We start from the raw sequence: 21,538 nt of genomic DNA, 5'->3' as shown, positions 1-21,538 counted from the left end.
GTCTGCTCAGGCAATGGGCTGTTCTGCAGGACAGCCGCGGGGAAGCCCTCGGCGTAATTCCTTCAGGAACTCCGCTTCCTCGGTTGTTGCCTATCCGTCCCGGGAATCAATAAAATGAATATAATGCGTATCTTTGAGAGAATCCTTGCTTGCTGCATCGACGGAGGTGGGCGGAATGCGTTGCATCGGGGTGATGACGAGCGGAGGGGATGCGCCGGGCATGAACGCTTGCATCCGGGCGGTGGTGCGCACCGCGGCCTACCATGGCGTGAAGGTGCTAGGGATCCGGCGTGGCTTCCAGGGCCTGATCGAAGGGGAGATCGTGGAGCTCCGCCCACGGGATGTGGGGGGCATCATCCAGCGGGGCGGGACCATCCTGCAGACCGCCCGCTCGAAGGAGTTCATGACGGAAGAAGGACAGCGCAAGGCGCTGCGTCGCCTGAATCAATACGGAATTGAAGGCCTGGTGGTGATCGGGGGCGATGGCTCGATGCGAGGGGCCCTGGCCCTTCACCAGCGCGGCTTCGCCGTGGTAGGGGTCCCCGCCAGCATCGATAACGACATCTGGGGCACCCATATGAGCATCGGGGTCGACACTGCCCTGAACACCATCATTGACGCCATCGATCGGCTGCGGGATACGGCCTCCTCGATCGGACGGGCTTTTCTCGTGGAAACCATGGGCCGGGATTGTGGATATCTGGCCCTGATTGCGGGGGTGATCGGCGGGGCAGAGATGGTGCTGATCCCGGAACGGGAGACCAGCCTGGAGGAGGTCGCCCGGGCGGTGATGGATGCCTATGAGCGGGGGAAGACCCATGCCCTGATCGTGATCGCCGAAGGGGCGCCTTACCGGACGACGGAGGTCGCCAAGTTCCTGGAGAGCCATCCGATCGGCTTCGATGTGCGCATCACGATCCTGGGCCATATCCAGCGGGGAGGAAGCCCGACGGCCTTCGATCGCTTGCTGGCCACCCGCATGGGGGTGAAGGCCGTGGAAGCCCTGCTGGCCGGAGAGCGCGGGGTGATGACCGCCCTACAGGGGCGGGAGATCGTGACCATCCCCCTGGAGGAGGTGGTGGAGCGCCGGCGGGAGGCCAATCTCAATTATTACGATATGGTGCTGATGCTGGCCCGTTGAGGCCCAACCAGCGGTCCCTTTGGGGAGTGGTTGGGATGCTTTCGTCAGGGATAAGGGGAATGGCCCTGGCCCTCATGAACGCTGCAGGGGAAAACGCATCCTCACCGGGTGGATGACGGCCCGCCGGACTCAGGCGCGAAAGGAATGTTCTGCCGCCGGGCCTGTCTCCCCCCGCAGGATGGCGATGGCATGGGGCAGCACCTTCCCCAGGATCTCCATCGCCTCCCGCACCGCGCGGGGGCTGCCCGGCAGATTGATGATCAGGGTCCGCCCACGAACTCCCGCAACGCCCCGGGAGAGCATGGCGAAAGGGGTCTGCTGGAGGCTGTAGAAGCGCAGCGCCTCGGCGATCCCGGGAGCCTCTCGCTCCAGAAGGGGCCGCGTCGCCTCCGGCGTGAGATCCCGAGGGCTCAGCCCGGTGCCTCCCGTCGTCAGGATCAGATCCAGACCCTCCTCATCACACCACGACCGCAGGATCCGCTGGATCGCCTCCATGTCATCGGGGATCACCGCGTATTGGGCGACGGTCCAGCCCATCTGTTCCGCGATTCGCTCCCGGAGGAGCGCCCCGCTTTCATCCGGGTAAATCCCCCGGGCGGCCCGATCGCTGATGGTGAGGATGCCGACCCGAACGGTCTCCATCCCCGAGGCTCCCCGTTGGCGTTCCATGGCGTAAAGGATAAGCGAGGGCAGGGCGTCGACCGATGCCTTGCCGTTCCATCCCGGCGTGAAAGGCGAGCTCAGGGCTCCCCGTGGGTTTCCCCCTAACGATCCCGTGCGGCTGCCTTCAGCGCCTTCAAGATCGGGGGAATCGCTTCCTCCAGAGGTCCAGGGAGCAGGCAACCGGCCGCGGGGGGATGCCCCCCTCCGCCGAAGGCCAGGGCTACCCGGGCCACATCGTAGCCGGGCCGGGCCCGCATGCTGACCTCCACTTTCCCATCGTCCCGTTCGGTGAACACCGCGGCGATCCGCGCCTCCTCCGCTCCGATGAGAAAACTGGAGAGGCTGAGATCGTTCGCGTGGTTCAGCCCGGAGGCCGCCCGCATCTCCCGGGTGATCACCGTCCAGATCACTCCGTCTTCCATCCGAACCTCTGCCAGCGCCTGCCCGAAGAGGCGGAGGGCGGCCAGGGGGCGGCGGTTGAAAAGGGCATCCACCAGGGCGGGAAGGGAGGCCCCTGCTTCCATCAAGCGGGTCACTTCATGCATAACCCGGGCGTTGACGTTGGCCGTGCGCAGGCCCATGGTATCCCCCACGATCCCTGCCAGCAGGATGGAGGCCAGCTCCGCGTCCATCGTGACCCCCAGGTCCTCGGCGAGCCAGAGCACCATTTCCGATGTCGCCACCGCGGAGGGATCGACCCAGTTGATGGTTCCGAAATGGGTGTTGGTGATGTGGTGATCGATGTTCAGCAGGGGGATACCCTGAAGCTCGGCGAAGGCTTTGCCGAGACGCCCTGGGTCGCTCGCATCCAGGCTGACCAGGAGATCGAAGGCGCCATGGGCGACCCGGGCGATTTCCTCTGCGTGGGGGAGCGCTTTCAGACGAGCAGGAAGATCATCATCGCAAAAGGCCTCCGCCGTTTTCCCCAAACGCCGGAGGATCTGCACCAGGCCGATCGCGCTGCTGATGGCGTCGGCGTCGGGCGAAACATGGGTCGCCACCGCCACCCGCTGCGCTTCTTTCAGGATACGCTGAGCCTGCTCACGACTCATCCAGCGGCTGCTCCTTTTCATGGAGCTTGGACAGCAATCGCTCGATCCGGTCCGCCCGATCGAAGGTATCATCCCATTTAAAGACAAGATCCGGGATGCGGCGCAGGATCACCCGCCCGGCCAGCTCGTGCTTTAGATAACCTTTGGCATGCTCCAGCCCCGCCAGCACCTCCTCCCGCCGCGCGGGATCCGTGGGCCACGCCGTTACATAAACCTTCGCGATGGTGAGATCCGGCGCCGGCTCCACCGCGGTCACCGTCACCCCGCTGACCCGCGGATCCTTCAATTCGGCGATGAGGGCGCTCAATTCTTCGCGGAGCAATTCCCCGATGCGTCGCTGACGACGTGCTCCCATGGCGGACCTCCAGGGCGTTCCATCCTAACACGGGGAAGCGATTCCGTCAATATTCGGACAACCATCTAACCCCCCTTCCCCATGCCCCGAAACGGTGGGGGTGAGCCTGCCTTTCCGGATTCCAGACCGGCGGGGGTTTATATGATTTTCTCCGGTGGCCTCCGGAGGTGGGCCAGCAGCTCGCTCCGGTGTCGGGGATCGGTGCGGAAGACCCCTGTGAGCGCCTGGGTGACCATGCGGGCATGGGATTTGCGAACCCCGCGCATCATCGCGCACAGGTGCGCCGCCTCCACCACGACAGCCACCCCCTGGGGATGCAGCACCGCCTCCAGGAAATCCGCGATCTGCCGGGTCATCCGCTCCTGAACCTGGAGGCGGCGGGCGAAGAGCTCCACCACCCGCGGGATCTTGGAGAGGCCGATGATGCGGCCGTTGGGAATATAAGCCACATGGACCCGTCCGTAAAACGGCAGGAGGTGATGCTCGCACATGCTATAAAACTCGATATCCCGCACCAGGACCAGGTCGTTGTCTTCGACCTCAAAGATCGCCCCGTTGATCAGAGCCACCGGATCCATCCAGTAACCGGCCAGCACTTCCTGAAGCATCTCCGCCACCCGCGCGGGGGTGCGTCGCAGGCCCTCCCGCTCGGGGTCCTCCCCCAGGGCCATCAGCAGCTCCCGGATCACCCGGGCCAGCTGGATGGGATCTGGAGGCGGAGCGATCGGTTCCGCTTTCGCGATCCATCCCTGAGGCTCCATCCGCACCTTCCCTCCCGCGTCGAAGATGATCGGACCTGACATGCCCAATTAGGGAAGATCGAGCGGCCTCTCCCCGAATCTCATCATGACAGGGACGGCCGCTGAAGACGGCCGGCCCGCCCTCAAAACCCCCGAAAAGAGCTCGTTGGGCGATTTCCCTGATGTTAATCCGTTTCCTTCCATCTTTTCAACTGCGGGCAAGAGGCGGGCGTCCCAAGCGATCGTCATCCCATGACCAGCAGAAAGGGCCCGCCCGCTTGTGGGCAGGGGGCTCGGGATCTGGGGAACTCCGGAGCCCGGGCCCTTCGACCCATTGTGTTCCCCCGATGATTTCGGACGGACATGTCCGGCAAACCGGGATGGGGACTGGAGGGGACCTGCCTCCTGTGTTAGACTCTGAACAGAACGCTCCGATGAGGAGGATTTCGATGCGCGCCCGGTTCTGGGTCGGGGGAGGGTTGCTGGTCATCGCCCTGGGATTGCTGATCGTCAACGGGCTCCGGAGCGCCTCCCAGTATTACCTGACGGTTTCGGAGCTGAAAGCCCGGGCGGAGAGCCTCCAGGGCCGCCCGATCCGCCTTTCGGGGATCGTGGACGGCGGGACCATCCGCTACGATCCGGAGACCCTCCATATCGAGTTCGGTCTCGTGGATCGGGTGGCGGATATCGGGAAGGCCCCGCCGCTCAAGGTGGTCTATAAAGGCGTGAAGCCGGACCTTCTGCAGAACGAGGCGCAGGCCATTGTGGAGGGCACCCTGGGGCCGGATGGGGTGTTCTATGCCCGGAATCTCCTCCTCAAATGCCCCACCCGATATGAGGAGGAGGCGGCAGCTGGAGGCTCGCGGTAGAGGAATCTGGAGATGCCCGCTCGGGTGCCTTCATCGGAGGAGAGGGTTCGGGAGAGGCGGGCGGCTCTGGAGGCCGAGCTGACCCGATTTCTGGAGTTCCTGCGCGCGAATTATGCCCCGCAGCGGGTGATCTTGTTCGGCTCCCTGGCCCAGGGGGAATTGCGCCCGGACTCCGATCTGGATCTGATTGTGGTGATGCCCTCCTCTCGCCCTTTCCTCGATCGCATCGGCGAGCTGCTGGAGCGATTTCGTCCCCGTGTGGGGATGGATCTTCTGGTTTACACGCCGGAGGAGTTCGAGGAGATCCGAACCCGCCCCTTCTTTCAGGAGGAAGTGCTCGCCAGGGGGGTGGTGATCTATGAATCCCCATCTTGAGCGCTGGCTTCGTTTCGCTCGCGAGGATCTGCGTATGGCGGAACTCGCTTTCGACGATGGAATTTATAACCAAACATGCTTCCATGCCCATCAAGCGATTGAGAAGGCCTTGAAAGGGCTCCTGGAAGCCCAGGGCAAGGCGCCGCCACGAACCCACAAGCTGGTGGATTTAGTGCGGCAGATCCCGCAGGGGAAGTGGGGCGACCTGGAGAGCCAGCTGTTCAGGATGGATCGTTTTTACATCCCGACTCGCTATCCGGACGCTCTCCCAGGGATGTTGCCGGAAGGATGGCCCGGGGAAAAGGACGCCCGGGAGGCATTAGAGCTGGCGCGGGAAGTGCTCCGTCGCATTATGGAGGAAAGCCGATGAGTCTTCTTGGGGAAGGGTTGCTGGATCTGGCCTGGGGTCTGGGCCTGATCGGGACGCTGGCGGCGTTTTATGGGGGATGGCGGCGGGAGGCCCGATGGGTGGAGGTGGCCCGGCGCATCGGACAGGTGATGGCGCCGTTGCTCACCCTCATGGTGCTGGCCCTGGAGATCGCCCTCCTCACCGATGACTTCCGTCTGGTCTATGTGACCCAGGTCTCCCGTCAGACCCAGCCGCTCTTCCTGAAGATCACCGCCCTGTGGGGCGGCCAGAACGGCTCCCTGCTCTTCTGGTCCTGGCTGATGAGCCTCTTCCTCTTCGCCGCCATGGCCCGCGCCGATCGCTTCCCCCCCGATATGCTCCCCTATATGACCGGGATCCTGTTGCTCACCCAGACGTTTTTCCTCCTCCTGAATCGTTTCTTCGCCAATCCCTTCGAGATGTTCCCCGTGCCGCCGGCGGATGGGCGGGGGCTGAATCCCCTGCTTCGCCACCCGGGGATGATCGCCCATCCCCCCTTGCTCTATCTGGGGTTTGTGGGTTTCACAGTCCCTTATGCGATCGTGATGGCGGCTCTGATGGCCGGCCGGCGGGATGAGAGCTGGCTGCGCCTCCTGCGGCGGTGGACCCTGGTGGCGTGGCTGTTCCTGAGCCTGGGCCTCCTGGTGGGGGCTCGCTGGGCTTATGATGTGCTGGGCTGGGGCGGTTACTGGGGATGGGATCCGGTGGAGAACGCGGCCCTGCTCCCCTGGCTGACGGGCACGGCCTTTCTGCATTCCGTGATGGTTCAGGAGCGCCGGGGCATGTTGAAGGTGTGGACCTCGTTGCTGATCATCCTCACCTATGCCCTGGTGATCCTGGGGACGTTCATCACGCGCACCGGGGTGATCGCCTCGGTGCACGCCTTCGCCCGTTCTGCGATCGGAGTGCCCTTCCTGATCTACGTCGGGATGGTGCTGGTGGGCTCCCTGACGCTGCTGGCCGCGCGCTGGGATCTATTGCGGGCGGAGAACCGGGTGGAATCCTGGCTGTCGCGGGAGACCTTCTTCCTGCTCAACAACTGGCTCTTTCTGGGGATCGCCTTCGCCGTCTTCTGGGGCACGTTCTATCCGATGTTCTCCGAGCTGTTGTTCAATGAGAAGCTGACCGTTGGTCCCCCTTACTACAATCGGGTCACCGGCCCCCTGTTCGGGGCCCTCTACCTGCTGATGGGCGTGATCCCCTTCATCCGCTGGCGGCGGACCCCGGGGGCGTCGCTGCGCCTTTCGGTGGGCTCCTCGCTGCTCATGGCCCTGGGCGTGGTCGTCCTCGCCGCCATCGCGGGGATCCGACCGCCCTGGGCGCTCCTCGGATTCGGCCTGTGCGCCTTCGCCGGGTGGGGGACCTTGCTGGATTCCGCGCTGAGCGTGGGGGCACGGCGGCGGGCGACGGGCGAGCCGTGGCTGGTGGCGCTGGTCCGTCTGGTGGCGCGCAACCCGCGGCGGTATGGCGGGTATCTGGTTCATCTCGGCGTGGTCCTGATCGGCATCGGGGTGATCGGCTCCCAGTTCGATCAGCAGGAAACCCAGCGGACCATGGGGCTGGGCGATTCCCTGGCCTTCGGCGGCTATCGGCTGGTCTACCATGGGATCCGACAATACACGCCGGCGACCGAGCCGGATGTGGTGGTCACCGAGGCCTGGGTTCGGGTGTATGACCGCTCCGGCCGTCTGCTAACGGATTTATATCCCTATGTGCTGCAATACGACACAGGGGAAAGCCTGACGCCGCCGGCCCTGCGGGCGACGTTGAAGGAGGATCTCTACCTGCTGCTGAGCGGGTGGATGGAGGGCGGCAACCGGGCGACGTTCAAGGTGTTCATCAATCCGCTGGTCTCATGGATCTGGATCGGGGGGATCGTGCTGATCCTGGGAACGCTGGTGGCCGTGTGGCCCCGGCCCGCCCTGGCTCCAGCTCTGGGCGAGATCCGCCCGCCGCTGCAAAAGAAGCCGGCCCCGATCTCATAACGATGGAGGAGCCATGCTGAGGCGGGTGCGCCTTCAGGGATACCGCTGCTTTCGGGATGTGGATGTCGAGTTGAAGCCGTTACAGGTCCTGGTGGGCCCCAACGGGAGCGGCAAGAGCGCCTTCCTGGACGCCATCCGGTTTGTGCGCGACATCGTGCGGCATCATCTCCGGAGCGCCATGCAGATGCGCGTCTGGAAGCCTGAGGAGCTGTTCTGGAAAGGTCAAGCCAGTGAGATCGACATCCGGCTGACCTGGGGGAATGATTCCAGCGAGGCGATGGGGAGCCTGCCCGGGGAAGTGGTCTACGAGATCGCTCTGCAGCAAGAAGAGGGAACAGTGGGTATTGTCCGGGAGCGCCTTTCCTGGGCTGGCCGGACGATCTATCTCCGAGCAGGCTCTGAGGTTCGCTTTGAGGAGCAGCCCGGGATGTCCTGGCGCGTGGAGCGCGATCAGGCTGCGCTCCGGGCGCTTTTCGAATTCACCCCAGAGCCATTGAAGGAGATCGCCGAAGGCTTGCGAGGGTGGTGGTTGAAAGCATGGCCGGAGCTCCTGCATCCCGAACCCCGGGCCATCCGAAGGGGTATTCGCCGATGGGAGGAACCCCGGCATCCGCGCTTCTATCCCAACGCGCGCGATCTTCCCCTGCTGATCCAGCGAATGAAGGAGGTCCATCCGGAAGCCTATCCATACTGGCTGGATGAGATCCGTTCGCTGATCGGCCGGCATGTGGAGCTCCAGCCCCACCATGATGAAGTCGCCGGCATCTTCCGCCTCGCCATGAAGTGGAATGGGCTTTGGCTCTCTCCCCCCGGGATCTCCGAAGGCTGGCTCCGGTTTATCGCCCTCAGCCTCCACGCTTATGACCCGGAGAATGAGGGGCGTGTGTTCTTTATCGAGGAAATCGAGAACGGTCTCTCTCCGGATTCCATCGATGCCCTCTTCGGGATCATGGTGGAAACCCCGGCGGTTCAATGGCTGGTCACTTCCCAACATCCCTTGCTCGTCCGATTGGCAGGCCCCGAACGGCTGCTGATCTTCTCGAAGGAAGAAGAGGAAGCTCGGATTCTCCCGGGCAACCAGCACCCTCTGTTGAGGGATCTGGAACCGGGGGAGGATCTCGCTGCCCTGTTTCTCGCCCACATTCTCTCCTGAACGCATTCTTATGGATCTCGTCATCCTGGCGGCAGATCGTAACATCCAGAGCGCGCTCCAGAGTCTGTTCGCTCGATTTCCGTTGCGGGATCGAGCAGGAAAAGGGATTGACATCCGTTATGTGAGCGGCCGTGATGATCTGTTTACATTCCGTCATGCGGCTGGCTTATTAAGGCCCTACTCGAGAAAGGCACAGTATGCCCTTGCAGTTCTCGACTTCCGGTGGTCCCATTCCTTTGAGACGAGCGATCAGATCCGCGATCGGTTACGAGACCAACTGGAAAAAACGGATGGCCTGGATGTTGCGAGGTGATCGTCATCGATCCCATGCTGGAAATCTGGGCGTGGGCGGATTTGCGGGCCCTGGCTCGGGCGATTTGTGAGCACGCTCCCAACCATGAGGGGCGTGTCTATGAGGGGTTGAGACGCAGAGCTTCTAAGGGCAAGCCGGACGATCCGAAGAAAGCTCTGGGAGGCCTTGGAGTTCCGGGTTTCAAGCGGGGTAATGCATTTTACCAAAGACTGGCCCATCACGTTTCCCTGGAGGCGATCGTTCGATGCGGGGATCCCGTCTTCTCGCGTTTGCGCTCCGCCCTGTCCTCTTGGTTTGGGCCCTGGCCGCCCTTTCCGTAACCCGGCCCGCCGGGGCTCAGACCCCGACCCCTCCCGTGTCCGATGACCAGGTCAACCGGGTGGCGAAAAATCTCTATTGCCCGGTATGTGAGAATGTGCCCCTGGACGTCTGCGACACGCCGGCATGCATCCAGTGGAAAGAGGAGATCCGGACGATGCTGGCGGAGGGGCGGAGCGAAAACGAGATCATCGAGTTCTTCGCCACCCGTTATGGGATGCGGGTTCTGGCTGTCCCTCCTCCCCATGGGATCGGGCTGGGGGTCTGGCTGATCCCGGCGATCGGCCTTCCGGCGGCCGGGCTCTGGCTGGCCCTCCGCCTCGCCCGCTGGCGCCGGCCCGCCCCGACGCCCGAGCCCCCGCCGGAGCCCTCGCTCGATGAACGCGCCCGGATGCTGGACCGCTGGATCCGGGAGCACTGGTAGGGAGGAGCGCCATGCCACGCTGGGGACGGTGGGGCTGGTGGATCGGCCTAACTGCGGTGGGGGTCTTCCTGGCCCTGCTGGGCTGGGCCTTCCTCGAGCGGGGGCGGACGGCTCCCACCCAGGGCCCCGCTCCGGATTTCACCCTTCCCCTCTATGAGGGCTATGACGGCGGGCTCGGGATCCGGGAGTTCCGGCTTCGGGATTGGCGGGGACATGTCGTGGTGATCAACTTCTGGGCCTCCTGGTGTAAGCCATGCGAAGAGGAGGCGCCCTTGCTGGAATCCCTGTGGCGGAAATACCGGGATCGGGGGGTGATCTTCGTGGGGGTGGATTATCTGGATACCCCATCGGCGGCGATGCGCTATCTGCAGCGGTTTCAGATCTCCTATCCCAACGGCCTGGACGCAGGCACCCGGATCGCCCGCCTGTATCGCATCACGGGGGTCCCCGAAACCTTCGTGGTGGACCCCCAGGGGCAGGTGGTGTTCTACAAGGCGGCGCCGATCCAGCCCGGCGAGCTGGAGGGGGTGATCGATCGGCTGCTCGGTTCGGATGAAACCGGATTCTGATCGGGGAGGGGCCTTTTACCCCTTCAGGGATCCGGGCCACCTGTATCCTGAGGCCATTACCGGACCAAGCACGATGATGAACGAGATGATCGCAGCCCTTCTGGTGCTGTTTGGGGTTACGGTGCTGGTGCTCGCATACGTCCTGCGGCCGCTCCGGGAGGATCGATCCCGTGGGGAAGGGCCCGCCCGGCCGGCCCTCCAGGCTCAGTATGAGCGGGTGCTGGGCATGTTGCGGGATCTGGAGACCGACTGGCGCACCGGGAAGATCCCGGATGAGGACTACCATGAGCTGCGCCGGCGCTACCTGGAGGAGGGCGCCGCGTTATTGCGGGCGCTTCAGGAAGAGAACGAAGCGATTGATGGGAAGGCCCGGGTCGAGGCGGTCGAGGCGGCGGTCCAGGCCCGCCGGGCGCAACTCCGGAGGAAGGGCTCATGACCCGGAATCGATCCGCGGGACTGGTGCTCGGGCTGGCCCTGGGGTTTCTGGCCGGATGCTCCCTGACCCTGGCGGCTCCCCCTCCGGCGGGCGAGATCCCCTTTCGGACCCAGCCCTGGCCCACGCCCACGCCGTCGCTTCCCCCGGTCGGCCTCTCCCTGCAAACCGGCCGCTCGCTCTTCCAAGAGCACTGCGCGAGCTGCCACGGCTTGAGGGGGCGAGGGGATGGACCGCAGGCCGCCGCCCTCCGGGCTCGGACCCCGGACGCGCGTCTGGATCTGACCGAGAGCCTGGCCCGGCGCGCCGCCTCCCTTCGGGATTGGTTCCAGGTGGTCACCCGGGGCCGGGTGGAGCGGGGGATGCCCCCATGGTCGACGACGCTCAGCGACAGCGAGCGATGGGCCGTGGTGCTGTATGCCTGGTCCCTCGCGGTGCCGCCGGAGCTTATGGCGGAAGCGGAAAGCCGGTACCGGGAAGCCTGCGCGGCCTGCCATGGGGAGGACGGCCGGAAGGGGCCCGTTCCCCTCGCGGATCCCGAGCGGATGCTGGAGCGCGTGCCGTCCGCCTGGGTGGAAGCCCTGCAGCCGGGGCGCATCCCTGCCCATGCCGGGCTGCCGGAGCTCTCGACGGACCTCCAGCAGGCTCTGATCGCTTACCTGCCGCAGCTGGCCTTCTCGATTGCGGACGGAGGGGCTCTTCAACTGCCCCGTCCGGTGGCCATAGGCTCGGTGAGCGGCCAGGTCCTCCATGGGACCACGGAGGCGCCGGCCTCGGGCGTGACGGTGACCCTCTATGTCCTGCTGGAGTCCTCGCCCGTTTTCTCCCGCACGGTCTCGACCCGGGCCGATGGGACCTTCCGGTTCGACGCCGTGCCGGTTTATCCGGAGGCGGCGTATCTTCCGGTGGCGGAGTGGCAGGAGGTGGCCTATCCCGCCCCCCATCCGCTGACGCTGACCGTGGGCCAGGAGGTCACCGTCACCCTCATGGTCTTCGATCGAGGGACGGATCCCGGCGGGATCCACATCGATCAGGTCCACTGGATCCTGCAGCCGCTGGCCGATCGCCTCTTCGTCACCGAGGTGTGGGTGTTTTCGAACCGGGGAACGACCACCTATGGCGGGGCCGGGAGCCCAGGGATGATCTTCTTTCTGCCGCCGGGCGCCTCCAATCTCCGGATCTCCGAAGGGACGCTGGGGGGTCGGTATCGTCAGGAGGAAGATCGGTTGATCGATACGGCGCCGATCCCGCCGGGGGCGGGGTATCAGACGGCGTTTGGATACGAGCTGCCGCTGGCCCGGGCGCGGACGCTTCCGCTGCGCTCGGCCTATCCGGTGGATCGCTGGAACCTGCTGATCGCGGGGGGAGCGCTGCAGGCCTCCGGCGCTGGGTTGCGGGATCTCGGGATGCGCACCCTGGGGAACACGACGTATCATCTTTATGAAGTGGATCCGCCGGCCCCAGGCCAAACCCGAACCGTTGCCCTGCGGCCGCGCGCGCCTGTTCCCCCATGGCTGATCCCGCTCCTTCTCGCTCTAAGCGCGGGGGCCGTTCTGGGCTTCTTCCGCCTCTGGCGGGGGCGGGAGGTGGATCTGATCGACGAGATCGCCCGGCTGGATGAAGCCTACGCGGCCGGGGAAGTCGATGAAGCAACCTACCGGCGGCGACGGGCCGCTCTCATGACCCGGGCGATCCGTCGCGGGCAGGCCGGAGATTCTTCGTTCGGGTAACGGTCTGGGCCGCGCCGGGAAGCTTCTCGCTGGATACGCGTTGCGCTATAGCGGACAGGTCGCCGATGCTCCAGCTGGAACGGATTTCAAAAGCGTTCGGCCCGCGCTGGGTGCTGCGGGAGATCTCTCTCGCGGTGCATCCGGGAGAGATCGTGGCCCTGATGGGGCCGAACGGAGCCGGCAAGAGCACCATGCTTCGGGTGGCGGCGACGCTCCTCCGCCCCACATCCGGACGGGTCCGGATCGGGGATTCCAGCTGGCCGCCGGATGGGGCCGGGGTTCGGGCTCAGGTGACCCTGCTGGGCCATCAGCCCTGGCTGTATCCGGATCTCAGCGCGGAGGAGAACCTCCGTTTCTATCAGCGCCTCTATGGCTGGCCGGAGGAGCCGGAGGCGATCGAAGCGGCGCTGAGGCGGATGGGCCTGGCGGACCGCGCGCGGGATCCGGTGCGGAGGTTCTCGCGGGGGATGTTGCAGCGGCTGGCGCTGGCCCGCGCCTTCCTTTCGCCAGCTCCTGTGTTGCTCCTGGACGAGCCGTTCACAGGTCTGGATGTGGTCGGGCTGGAGGAAGCCCGTGAGGTCATCGGCGAGCTGGCGGCCCGGGGGCGCGCGGTGGTGGTCGCGCTCCACGATCCCGCCATCGCCGATTTCGCCCACCGGGTGGTGGTCCTGGTGGGCGGCCGCCTGATTGCGGAAGGCGCCCCCATGGCTTTCCGGGAGAAGGCCCTTCAGGAGCTCTATCAGGCGGAGATGGCTCCCCGGCGTCGTCTCGCCGCCGGAGGGCCTGCCCATCGATCCGAAGCAGGAAGCTCCTCCCTCCGCCTGGAGCGCTCCACCGGGGTCTATCCGGCTCCGGCGGAGAGCCGATCTCCTCATGGTGCCCGGGGGAAGGGGCGTGAGCTTCGTGCGCTCCAGGCGTTGCTTGAGAAGGACCTGCGGATCGAGGGACGGGGGCGGGAAACGCTGACCCCGCTTTTGACCCTGGCCGGTTTAAGCCTCTTCCTGTTCGGAACGGCGTTCGAGCTGCGCCCGGACCTCGCCCGTTCTTTCGTCCCGGTCTTCTTCTGGATGCTTCTGCTCTTCGCCAGCAGCCTGGGCGTGGGGCGGATGATGGCGGCGGAGATGGATCGAGGAACATGGGAGGGGCTTCTGATGGTGCCAGGGGACCGGAGCCTCCTGTTCGCAGGCAAGGCGATGGTCCATGGGCTGCTGCTGGGGCTGGTGATCCTGCTCTCCCTGGCCGCCGCGGGCGTCTTCTTCAACCTCTCCCTGTGGGACCCCGGCATCCTCCTGCTCCTGGCCCTGGGGGCCATCGGGCTCTCGGGAGTGACCACGTTGCTGGCGGCGATGGCGATGGCCACCCGGGCTCGCGAACTGCTCCTGCCGATCCTGCTGTTCCCGGTGGCGGCCCCCCTGGTCATCGCCGGCATCCAGGGGACCCGAGCGATCCTGGAGGCGGATCCAGGGTGGTCGATGTGGCTGCAGATCCTCGTTGCCTATGATCTTCTTCTCTTCGCCGTGACGGGGATGGTGTTCGAGGAGGTGGTCAGCACATAGCGCCGGGTGTGGGGTGCTTAATACTCCAGCCGCCCCTGGGCTTCAAGGCGTAAGGCAACTGCTTGCAGTTGCCCTACGCAGGCCCTTTCTCTTCCCCGGATCAAGGAGGCTTTTATGCGGGCGTGGGAACGGATCTGGCTTGGGGCGACCATCGCCCTGATGGTCCTGGCGACCCTCGCGGTCTTCCTTTATGCGCCCCGCGAGGCGAAAATGGGGGATGTGCAGCGGATCTTTTACTTCCATATCAGCACCGCGTGGTCGGGCTTTCTGGCCTTCGCCGTGGCTCTTGTCAGCGCGATCGCTTACCTGCGGACGCGGTCGGCCCGCTGGGATCAGCTCAGCCATGCCGCAGTGGAGGTCGGGCTGGTGCTGCTCACCATGGCGATCGTCACGGGCTCCCTCTGGGCCCGCCCCGTGTGGAACACGTGGTGGACATGGGATCCGCGATTGACCACCACGACGATCACCTGGGTGGTGTATCTGGCTTATCTGCTCCTACGGAACGCGGTGGAGAACCCGGAGACCCGGGCCCGCTTCGCGGCGGTTTACGCCATCGTGGCCTTCGTGACCGTGCCCCTCACGTATCTTTCGGCCCGCCTGCTACGCACGATCCATCCCATCGTGCTCGGCCCCAGCGTCTCCTCGGAGGCTCAGGGGCAGTTCGGCCTGACGCCCCGCATGGTGCACACCATGGTGCTCAGCCTGATCGCCTGGACGTTGCTGTTCAGTGTTCTCCTCGGGATGCGCTATCGGGTCCAGCGGGCCCAGGAGGCCCTGGAGGCGATCGAAGCGGCGACGGAGGCATCCTGAGGTTGCAGCCCTATCCTGTTCCTGGAGCCCACTTCCATGGGATATCTGGTCGCAGCGTATCTGGTCTTCTGGGGGGTTACGTTCTTTTATGTGCTTTACCTGGTGCGCCGGCAACGGGCGCTGGAAGAGCGAATCGCCCGCCTCCGCACGCAGCTTAACCCGGAGCATGGGGAGGAAAGCGATGCCCTCCGGTGAAGAGGGGATCCTGGCTCTCCGCTGGCGCACGTTCTCCCACGCCCTGGCCTTCGTGCTGGGATTCTCCTTCGTTTTTGTCTTCGCCTGGGGCGGGGCGGCCACCCTCCTCGGCCGGCTCTTCTTCGAGGGGCGGGACTTCCTGGCCGCCCTCGGGGGAAGCGTGGTGGTCCTGATGGGCCTGGGGATGCTGGGGGTCCGGATCCCTCTGCTCTACCCCTTGATGATGTCCGAGTGGCGCCCGCATCTTCCGGAGGCCCGGTCGTTCAGCTACCTGACCTCGGGGCTGATGGGGGTCTTTTTCGCCGCGGGGTGGACCCCGTGTGTAGGCCCCACGCTGGGGGCGATCCTCACCCTGACGTTCCAGCAGGAGACGGCGGGCCAGGCGCTGGGGCTGCTGGCCGCTTACGCCGCCGGCCTGGGCCTTCCCTTCCTGGCCATGGGGCTGCTGCTGGACCGCGCCCTCGCCGGCGTGCGGCGGATGCGGCGATATCTGCCGGCCTTCCACATGGCGAGCGGCGTGCTGCTCCTTCTCATCGGCGGGATGGTGCTGCTGGATGTGCTGTCCCGTTCCCTTTCGACCATGACGCTGCCCCTCTGGGTTCCCACGTTCACCAATCTGCGCATCTGGACGTCCCAGCTGGGCCTGTTCCTCGATGTGGGGCCGGGCGCCGGATTGGGCTATCCGGTCGCCTTCCTGGCCGGCCTGCTCTCTTTCTTCTCGCCATGTGTCTTCCCCCTGGTCCCCGCCTATCTGGGCTATCTCAGCGGCCGGAGCCTGGGAGGGATCCATGGGTAAGCGGGCGATCGCGCTCCTGATGCTGCTCACGATGGCCTGTCAGCGCCTCCCCGGTGGGAATCCGGTGCCCCCCGTTTCCACCCCGGCCTCCATGGGCCTGACCACCGGGATCCCGGCACCGGATTTCGAACTGGAGCGCCTGGATAGGGGAACCGTGCGACTGAGGGATCTGCGGGGAAAGGTCGTGCTGTTGAACTTCTGGGCGACATGGTGTGGGCCGTGCCGCGAGGAGATGCCGTTGCTCGCTCAGATCTATCGGGATTACCATGACCAGGGCCTGGAGATCCTGGGGGTGAACCTCACTTCCCAGGACGATTTCTCGGAAGTGCGGAAGTTCGTGGAGGAATTCGATCTGCCCTTTCCCATCCTGCTGGATCACAACGGTCGGGCGGAGCGCGCCTATCGCATCTTCGGGGTTCCCACCACGGTTTTCATCACCCGGGAGGGGATCATCCACCGGGTGGCGGTGGGCATCCTGAAGGGCCGCGAGGATGTGGAGAAAACCATCCGGCCCCTGCTGGGTCGCTAACGGTAGCGGATCGTTCCCCATCCCCCGTCACGGGTTTCCTTACGGGGGCTCTGGGGGCCGGGTCTCTGGGGGAAAGCGTGGCTGCACAGGATCGCACTCCATACCGGTTCGCCACAGGACATCCCGATGGGGACACTGATCACCTTGCACGATGGGCTCAGCCGGACGATCCTGTTCTTCACCCTGATCTGCGCGCTGTGGGGGTTCTGGCGCTACCTGCGGGGAGAGGGGGTTCGCGGGGATTTCTGGGGGGCGTTGTGGATCCTGGAGGGGGTGATCCTCCTCCAGGGGCTCCTGGGCCTGGCGATGGTCCTGATGCGGCTCTGGCCTGCCCGCGGCGGCCTGCACGTTTTGTATGGGATCGTCCTGGCGCTGGCCCTTCCCCTGGTTTACGTTTACACCCGCGGCCGCGATGGGCGCCAGGAGCAGTTGCTTTACAGCATTGCCCTGGTCATCATGATCGGGCTAACCCTTCGAGCGATCACAACCGGCGGCTGATGGTTCGCTGATCCCCTTCGCAGGTCGAAGATGGCGAAGGCGCCATGTGTGCTGATCATCGATGATTCCATCGATGTGCTGCAGACCCTGAGCGACATCCTCGGGGTGGCCGGTTATGCCGTGCGCACCGCGCCCAGCGCCGAGCGGGCGCTCCAGATCCTGGAGGGCGCGGCCGTTGACCTGGTGATCACCGATCTGCGGATGGGCGGGATGGGGGGGATGGCCCTCATCCGCCGCCTGCGGGAATCCTGGCCCGACCTCCCGGTGGTCGCCCTCAGCGGCTTCGCGGACGCCGCGACCGTGGCCCAGGCCTTCCGGGAAGGGGCGGTGGATTTCATCGCTAAACCGTTTACCGCCAGCGAGGTCCTGGAGACGGTAGCGCGGGCCTTAGCCCGCCGACCGGCCGGCCCCCCCTCGGCTCCCGCTCCCCCGGCGCCTGTCGCTTCTCAGAGCCTGGCCCCGGATCAGCGCGCGCAGGCGGAAGAGATCCTGCGGGCCTTGCAGAGCCGGCTGGGGGCGGAGCTGACGCTGCTAACGGGATCCCAGGGCGAGGTGCTGGCCGCCCAGGGATGGGTATCCGAGCCGGCGGCGCAGGCCGTGGCCCGGGCGATCGCCCAGATCGGGGCGCTCCTGGAAACCCTGGCCTCGGCGCTTGGGGAGCCGGCGTTCGCGGCCCAGATGTGGGAAGGGACGCAACGCGTCCTTTATGGGCTGCGTCTGGAGCCCGGGCGCTTTCTGGTGGCCGTGGTCCCTCGCACCGTGAAGCCCGGGCTGGCCTGGCTGGAGCTCCGGGACGCCCTCGCCCGGCTGCGGATGCTGGAGGCGGCGCCTTCCCCGGCCGAGGCCGCCCCTCCCGAGCAGACCGCCCCCGCGGGGTCTTCCCCTGAAGCCATCCATTTCCTCGAGGAGGGGGAAGCGCTCCCCGCGCCTTTCGAGGGGGAGCTGCTCAGCTACGAGGAGGCTCGGGCCCGGGGCCTGATCCCGGATCTGGAAGAAGGGGAAGAGCGCGCGGGATGAAAGGGTGGTTCCGGATCGGCCTCGCGGGGATCCTCCTGACCGCGGGCTGTGCGGGGAAAGCGGCGCGCCAGCCCTCACTGACCTCGGTGGTTCTCCTCATCCAGGGGGTGGAAGGCGATCGAGGCCCCTTCGATTTCGCCGCGGCGGGCGTCGCCGCCTTCCAGCGGAGCGAGGGCGTGCGCGTTCCGCTGCTGGCGCTCGGAGGGGATCCCATCGCCTGGGAACGGATGATCCGGGAGGCCGTTCGGGAGCCTGATCACCGGCTTTTCATCATCGGGATGGAAGGCCCCGCTCGCCTCGGCCTGGAGCAGGCGCGGATCTTCCCCGGCAAGCGCTTTGTCCTGCTCGGCCTGGAGGATCCGGGGGAGATCCCGCCGAATGTGCTGGTTCTTTCGTTTGATGCATGGGAAGCCGGCTGGCTGGCCGGGTATATCGCCGGCCAGCTCGTCGGGCAGGAAGGGTCCGATCGAAGGCCTGGGCGTCGGATTGGGGCGCTGGCCGGCCCGGGGGCCTCGGTGGCCCTGGAGGGATATCGGTGCGGGGCCTGGGCGGCGGGCCTGGAGGAGATCCTGCTCGAAGAAGTGGAGACGACTTCGGATCCGGTCGCGGGTTTCGAGGCGGCGCTGCGGCTGTATGAGCGGGGCGCCGGGATCGTCTTCGGGCTGGCCGGGGGGAGCAGCGCCGGCCTTTTCGAGGCCGCGGCGGCCACGCGGCGCTACGCCATCGGGTTCGGGGAAGACTGGGGGGCGCGCTACGAGGCCATGCGCTCCCCGGCCTTCGAGGCGCTCCTGGGCTCGGTCACCCCGGCGATCGACGAGGCGGTGCGGCGGATCCTGCGTCAGAGCCGGCGGGGGGAGGTGCCTTTCGGGATGCGGTGGACGCTGAAGCTGGAGGAAGGGGGCTTCGTCTGGCGGGGAACGCCGACCTTCTTCCGGATCGCGCCCTCCTGGCTCCAGCGGCAGATCCGGGAGCGCGCGGTGCATCCCCACCCGTGCCCGGAGGGGTTCGGGGAATCACTTGGAGAATGAGGCCGGAGGTGGGAGATGGCTCGGGCGGTCGCGGAGCATGTCCGTTTTGAGAGCTATGAAGCCTTCCGCCGGTGGGCGGAGGATCAGCCGGGCTACTGGATCCTGGTGCGGGGGGTTCCCATGCCGAGCCCATCGCCATCGCGCAAACATCAGGAGGTTTCGTTGCGTTTCGAGCTGCTGCTCGTGGAAGCGGTCCGTCGACCGGGCCTGGGGTGGGTCTACGACGCGCCGCTGGATGTGAAGCTGATGGAGGACACGGTGTATCAGCCGGACCTGCTGGTGGTGCTGCGGGAGCATGCGGATCGGCTGCGGGAGACCCATATCGAGGGGGCGCCGGACCTGGTGGTGGAGGTGGTTTCGCCGTCGACGGCCCATCTGGATCTTCTGGAGAAGCGCTACGATTACGGGCGGGCGGGGGTGCGGGAATACTGGGTGGTGGATCCGGAGACGCGGACGGTTGAGGTCTATGGGCTGGAAGGGGATCGGCTCGTGCTCATCGAGGGGGCGCGGGGGGAAGGCCGGGTGCGCAGCCGGCTGATCCCCGGCCTGGAAGTGGACGTCGCCGCGCTCTTCCAGGATCTGTAAGGGCGTCGAAGGAATTCGACCTTTAGAGGCCTCCGGCCATCGGCCGGCCTCCGCCGGCCAAAAGCCTTTCGCGTCGGCGAAGGCCGACGTTCGGCGCGCAGCGCCCTAAGAGGCCGATTTCCATCGGCGGAAAAACCGGGACTTCCCTCACCGGGCGCCTGTGATAGAATCCCGATACCCTCGAAAGCGAGCGACGAAAGGCGAAGGGGACAGTTCGCGGGTAAAGGAGCGCATGATGGCCCTGGAGTCGGTTCTGGGACAGGAAGCGCTGGACCAGCGGGCCGAGGGGGAGGAGCTGGTGGAAGCGGCCGTCCTCCCGTTGCGGGACGTGGTGGTCTTCCCCCGGATGGTGACCCCCATCCTGGTGGGCCGCGACAAATCCCTGCGGGCGGTGGAGGCCGCCGTCCAGCGGGAGGAGCCGCTGGTGACCCTGACCCAGCGGGAGGAGCGCATTGAGGATCCCACCCCGGAGGACCTCTATACCGTCGGGACGCTGGTCTCGGTGGCCCGGGTCCTGCGCATGCCCGATGGCACCACCAGCGTCCTGGTTCAGGGCCAGCAGCGGGCCCAGGTCGTGGAGTTCCTCCAGCAGGAGCCCTACCTGCGGGCCTGGGTTCGCCTCATCTTCGAACGGACGGACCGGCCGCCGGCCACCGAGGCGCTGATGCGGGCGGTCCTCTCCCAGTTCGAGCGGGTGGTGCAGCTGGACCGGGCGGTCCCGGAAGACGCGTATGTCTTCGCCATGAACATCGACGAGCCGGGCTGGCTGGCGGATCTGATCGCCAGCACCCTGAACCTGAAGACAGCCGAGCGGCAGGAGCTCCTGGAGATCTTCGAGCCCTCCGCCCGGTTGTTGCGCCTCTCCATCCTGCTCGCCCGGCTCCTGGACGTGCTGGAGCTGGAGAGCAAGATCCAGGCGCAGGTGCAGCAGGAGGTCGACCGCACCCAGCGGGAGTTCTATCTGCGGGAGCAGATGAAGGCCATCCAGCATGAGCTGGGGGAGGCCGACGTCTACACCCAGGAGATTCAGGAGCTGCGGGAGCGGATCGAGGCCAAGAACCTTCCGGAGGAGGTGCGGGCCCGGGCGGAGAAGGAGCTCAACCGCCTCGCCCAGATGCCGCCTCTCTCCCCGGAGGTCAGCATCATCCGCACCTACATCGACTGGATCTTGGAGCTCCCGTGGACCGAAGAGACGGAAGACAACCTGGATATCGCCCACGCGGCGGAGGTGCTGGAGCGGCATCACTACGGGCTGAAGAAAGCCAAGGAGCGGATCCTGGAGTTCCTGGCGGTGCGCAAGCTGGCCGGGGAGCGCAGCCGCAGCCCCATCCTGTGCTTTGTGGGCCCCCCGGGCACCGGCAAGACCTCCCTGGGGAAAGCCATCGCCGAGGCCCTGGGCCGGCGGTTCGTCCGCGTCTCCCTGGGGGGCATCCACGACGAGGCGGAGATCCGGGGCCATCGCCGGACCTACATCGGCGCCCTGCCGGGTCGGATCCTGCAGGGGATGGCCCGGGCGGGGACCATCAATCCGGTTTTCATGCTGGATGAAATCGACAAGATCGGCGTGGACTTCCGGGGGGATCCGGCGGCGGCCCTGCTGGAGGTGCTGGATCCCGAGCAGAACCATGCCTTCTCGGATCACTACCTGGAGATCCCGTATAACCTGTCGAAGGTCCTGTTCATCACCACGGCCAACATCCTGGACACGGTGCCCCCGGCGCTGCGGGACCGGCTGGAGGTCATCGAGTTCCCGGGCTACACCGAGGGGGAGAAGGTGCAGATCGCCCGGCGGTTCCTGATCCCCCGGCAGATGGAGGAGAACGGGCTGGCAGGGATCCCCCTGAAGATCACCGATGGGGCCCTGCGGCGGATCATCCGGGAATACACCTCGGAGGCGGGGGTGCGGAACCTGGAGCGGGAGATCGCGGCCATCTGCCGCAAGACCGCGCGGCTGGTGGCGGAGGGGAAGCCGTATCGGCGGGTGATCACCCCGGCGTCCCTGGAGCGCTATCTGGG

Annotated in this window: 24 protein-coding genes; 20 read left to right on the top strand and 4 right to left on the bottom strand. The window is 66.1% G+C overall.

The window, feature by feature from the left end; all coding sequences use genetic code 11:
• Nucleotides 1-175: 175 nt before the first annotated feature.
• Entirely contained in the window at nucleotides 176-1,141 is a 966-nt protein-coding gene (pfkA, locus tag VAE54_RS04590; RefSeq protein ID WP_322800758.1) for a 6-phosphofructokinase, read from the top strand.
• 129 nt (nucleotides 1,142-1,270) lie between these two features.
• On the opposite strand, the gene mog is transcribed toward pfkA, so the two are convergent.
• From mog to folE, 4 genes are all read right to left on the bottom strand, one after another.
• Nucleotides 1,271-1,783, bottom strand: a complete 513-nt coding sequence (gene mog / locus VAE54_RS04585) for a molybdopterin adenylyltransferase (RefSeq protein ID WP_322800757.1) — start codon at nucleotides 1,781-1,783, stop codon at nucleotides 1,271-1,273.
• 122 nt (nucleotides 1,784-1,905) lie between these two features.
• Nucleotides 1,906-2,856: a DHH family phosphoesterase gene (locus tag VAE54_RS04580; protein ID WP_322800756.1), complete on the bottom strand. Its 951-nt coding sequence runs from the start codon at nucleotides 2,854-2,856 to the stop codon at nucleotides 1,906-1,908.
• The gene (gene rbfA, locus VAE54_RS04575) at nucleotides 2,846-3,211 is read right to left on the bottom strand and encodes a 30S ribosome-binding factor RbfA (protein ID WP_322800755.1); all 366 of its coding nucleotides are present in this window, start codon (nucleotides 3,209-3,211) and stop codon (nucleotides 2,846-2,848) included. Before rbfA ends, VAE54_RS04580 begins: the two co-directional genes overlap by 11 nt.
• A 137-nt stretch (nucleotides 3,212-3,348) precedes the next feature.
• Entirely contained in the window at nucleotides 3,349-3,972 is a 624-nt protein-coding gene (gene folE / locus VAE54_RS04570) for a GTP cyclohydrolase I FolE (protein WP_322800792.1), read from the bottom strand.
• Nucleotides 3,973-4,400: 428 nt separating this feature from the next.
• Between folE and VAE54_RS04565 the strand changes: the two genes are divergently transcribed.
• The 19 genes from VAE54_RS04565 to lon all read left to right on the top strand — a co-directional run.
• The gene (locus VAE54_RS04565) at nucleotides 4,401-4,820 is read left to right on the top strand and encodes a cytochrome c maturation protein CcmE (RefSeq protein WP_322800754.1); all 420 of its coding nucleotides are present in this window, start codon (nucleotides 4,401-4,403) and stop codon (nucleotides 4,818-4,820) included.
• A gap of 12 nt (nucleotides 4,821-4,832) precedes the next feature.
• A complete protein-coding gene (locus VAE54_RS04560) occupies nucleotides 4,833-5,195 on the top strand; it encodes a nucleotidyltransferase domain-containing protein (protein ID WP_322800753.1) in 363 nt (120 codons plus the stop codon).
• The gene (locus tag VAE54_RS04555) at nucleotides 5,179-5,565 is read left to right on the top strand and encodes a HEPN domain-containing protein (protein ID WP_322800752.1); all 387 of its coding nucleotides are present in this window, start codon (nucleotides 5,179-5,181) and stop codon (nucleotides 5,563-5,565) included. Before VAE54_RS04560 ends, VAE54_RS04555 begins: the two co-directional genes overlap by 17 nt.
• Nucleotides 5,562-7,568, top strand: coding sequence for a heme lyase CcmF/NrfE family subunit (locus VAE54_RS04550; RefSeq protein ID WP_322800751.1), 2,007 nt, complete (start codon nucleotides 5,562-5,564; stop codon nucleotides 7,566-7,568). The genes VAE54_RS04555 and VAE54_RS04550 overlap by 4 nt, the downstream gene beginning before the upstream one ends.
• Nucleotides 7,569-7,581: 13 nt before the next feature.
• Nucleotides 7,582-8,721 carry an AAA family ATPase gene (locus tag VAE54_RS04545; RefSeq protein ID WP_322800750.1) on the top strand — a complete coding sequence of 380 codons (1,140 nt, stop codon included), beginning with the start codon at nucleotides 7,582-7,584 and terminating at the stop codon, nucleotides 8,719-8,721.
• A 557-nt stretch (nucleotides 8,722-9,278) separates the two neighbouring features.
• Complete coding sequence (locus VAE54_RS04540; RefSeq protein WP_322800749.1) at nucleotides 9,279-9,776, top strand: cytochrome c-type biogenesis protein CcmH; 498 nt, start codon at nucleotides 9,279-9,281, stop codon at nucleotides 9,774-9,776.
• Nucleotides 9,777-9,787: 11 nt separating this feature from the next.
• Nucleotides 9,788-10,345, top strand: a complete 558-nt coding sequence (locus tag VAE54_RS04535; protein ID WP_322800748.1) for a TlpA disulfide reductase family protein — start codon at nucleotides 9,788-9,790, stop codon at nucleotides 10,343-10,345.
• Between the two features lie 85 nt (nucleotides 10,346-10,430).
• Nucleotides 10,431-10,781 carry a hypothetical protein gene (locus VAE54_RS04530; RefSeq protein ID WP_322800747.1) on the top strand — a complete coding sequence of 117 codons (351 nt, stop codon included), beginning with the start codon at nucleotides 10,431-10,433 and terminating at the stop codon, nucleotides 10,779-10,781.
• The gene (locus VAE54_RS04525) at nucleotides 10,778-12,508 is read left to right on the top strand and encodes a c-type cytochrome (protein ID WP_322800746.1); all 1,731 of its coding nucleotides are present in this window, start codon (nucleotides 10,778-10,780) and stop codon (nucleotides 12,506-12,508) included. Before VAE54_RS04530 ends, VAE54_RS04525 begins: the two co-directional genes overlap by 4 nt.
• Before the next feature lie 65 nt (nucleotides 12,509-12,573).
• On the top strand, nucleotides 12,574-14,064 hold the full coding sequence (gene ccmA, locus VAE54_RS04520; protein ID WP_322800745.1) for a heme ABC exporter ATP-binding protein CcmA: 1,491 nt from the start codon (nucleotides 12,574-12,576) through the stop codon (nucleotides 14,062-14,064).
• A gap of 114 nt (nucleotides 14,065-14,178) precedes the next feature.
• The gene (locus VAE54_RS04515; protein WP_322800744.1) at nucleotides 14,179-14,874 is read left to right on the top strand and encodes a cytochrome c biogenesis protein; all 696 of its coding nucleotides are present in this window, start codon (nucleotides 14,179-14,181) and stop codon (nucleotides 14,872-14,874) included.
• 36 nt (nucleotides 14,875-14,910) lie between these two features.
• On the top strand, nucleotides 14,911-15,069 hold the full coding sequence (locus VAE54_RS04510; protein WP_322800743.1) for a CcmD family protein: 159 nt from the start codon (nucleotides 14,911-14,913) through the stop codon (nucleotides 15,067-15,069).
• The gene (locus VAE54_RS04505) at nucleotides 15,056-15,865 is read left to right on the top strand and encodes a cytochrome c biogenesis protein CcdA (protein ID WP_416223772.1); all 810 of its coding nucleotides are present in this window, start codon (nucleotides 15,056-15,058) and stop codon (nucleotides 15,863-15,865) included. Before VAE54_RS04510 ends, VAE54_RS04505 begins: the two co-directional genes overlap by 14 nt.
• The gene (locus VAE54_RS04495; RefSeq protein ID WP_322800742.1) at nucleotides 15,858-16,394 is read left to right on the top strand and encodes a TlpA disulfide reductase family protein; all 537 of its coding nucleotides are present in this window, start codon (nucleotides 15,858-15,860) and stop codon (nucleotides 16,392-16,394) included. Before VAE54_RS04505 ends, VAE54_RS04495 begins: the two co-directional genes overlap by 8 nt.
• A 126-nt stretch (nucleotides 16,395-16,520) precedes the next feature.
• Nucleotides 16,521-16,892 carry a hypothetical protein gene (locus VAE54_RS04490; protein ID WP_322800741.1) on the top strand — a complete coding sequence of 124 codons (372 nt, stop codon included), beginning with the start codon at nucleotides 16,521-16,523 and terminating at the stop codon, nucleotides 16,890-16,892.
• A gap of 30 nt (nucleotides 16,893-16,922) precedes the next feature.
• Complete coding sequence (locus tag VAE54_RS04485) at nucleotides 16,923-17,909, top strand: response regulator (RefSeq protein WP_322800740.1); 987 nt, start codon at nucleotides 16,923-16,925, stop codon at nucleotides 17,907-17,909.
• Nucleotides 17,906-18,937: a BMP family ABC transporter substrate-binding protein gene (locus tag VAE54_RS04480; protein ID WP_322800739.1), complete on the top strand. Its 1,032-nt coding sequence runs from the start codon at nucleotides 17,906-17,908 to the stop codon at nucleotides 18,935-18,937. The genes VAE54_RS04485 and VAE54_RS04480 overlap by 4 nt, the downstream gene beginning before the upstream one ends.
• A gap of 15 nt (nucleotides 18,938-18,952) precedes the next feature.
• Complete coding sequence (locus VAE54_RS04475) at nucleotides 18,953-19,522, top strand: Uma2 family endonuclease (RefSeq protein ID WP_322800738.1); 570 nt, start codon at nucleotides 18,953-18,955, stop codon at nucleotides 19,520-19,522.
• Nucleotides 19,523-19,757: 235 nt separating this feature from the next.
• Nucleotides 19,758-21,538 (top strand): endopeptidase La (lon, locus tag VAE54_RS04470; RefSeq protein ID WP_322800737.1); only part of this gene is annotated, 1,781 nt, incomplete at its 3' end.

Origin of the sequence: Thermoflexus sp. (genome assembly GCF_034432235.1) — a bacterium.
Classification (GTDB): Bacteria; Chloroflexota; Anaerolineae; order Thermoflexales; family Thermoflexaceae; genus Thermoflexus.
This window is presented reverse-complemented; position numbering and strand designations above follow the sequence as displayed.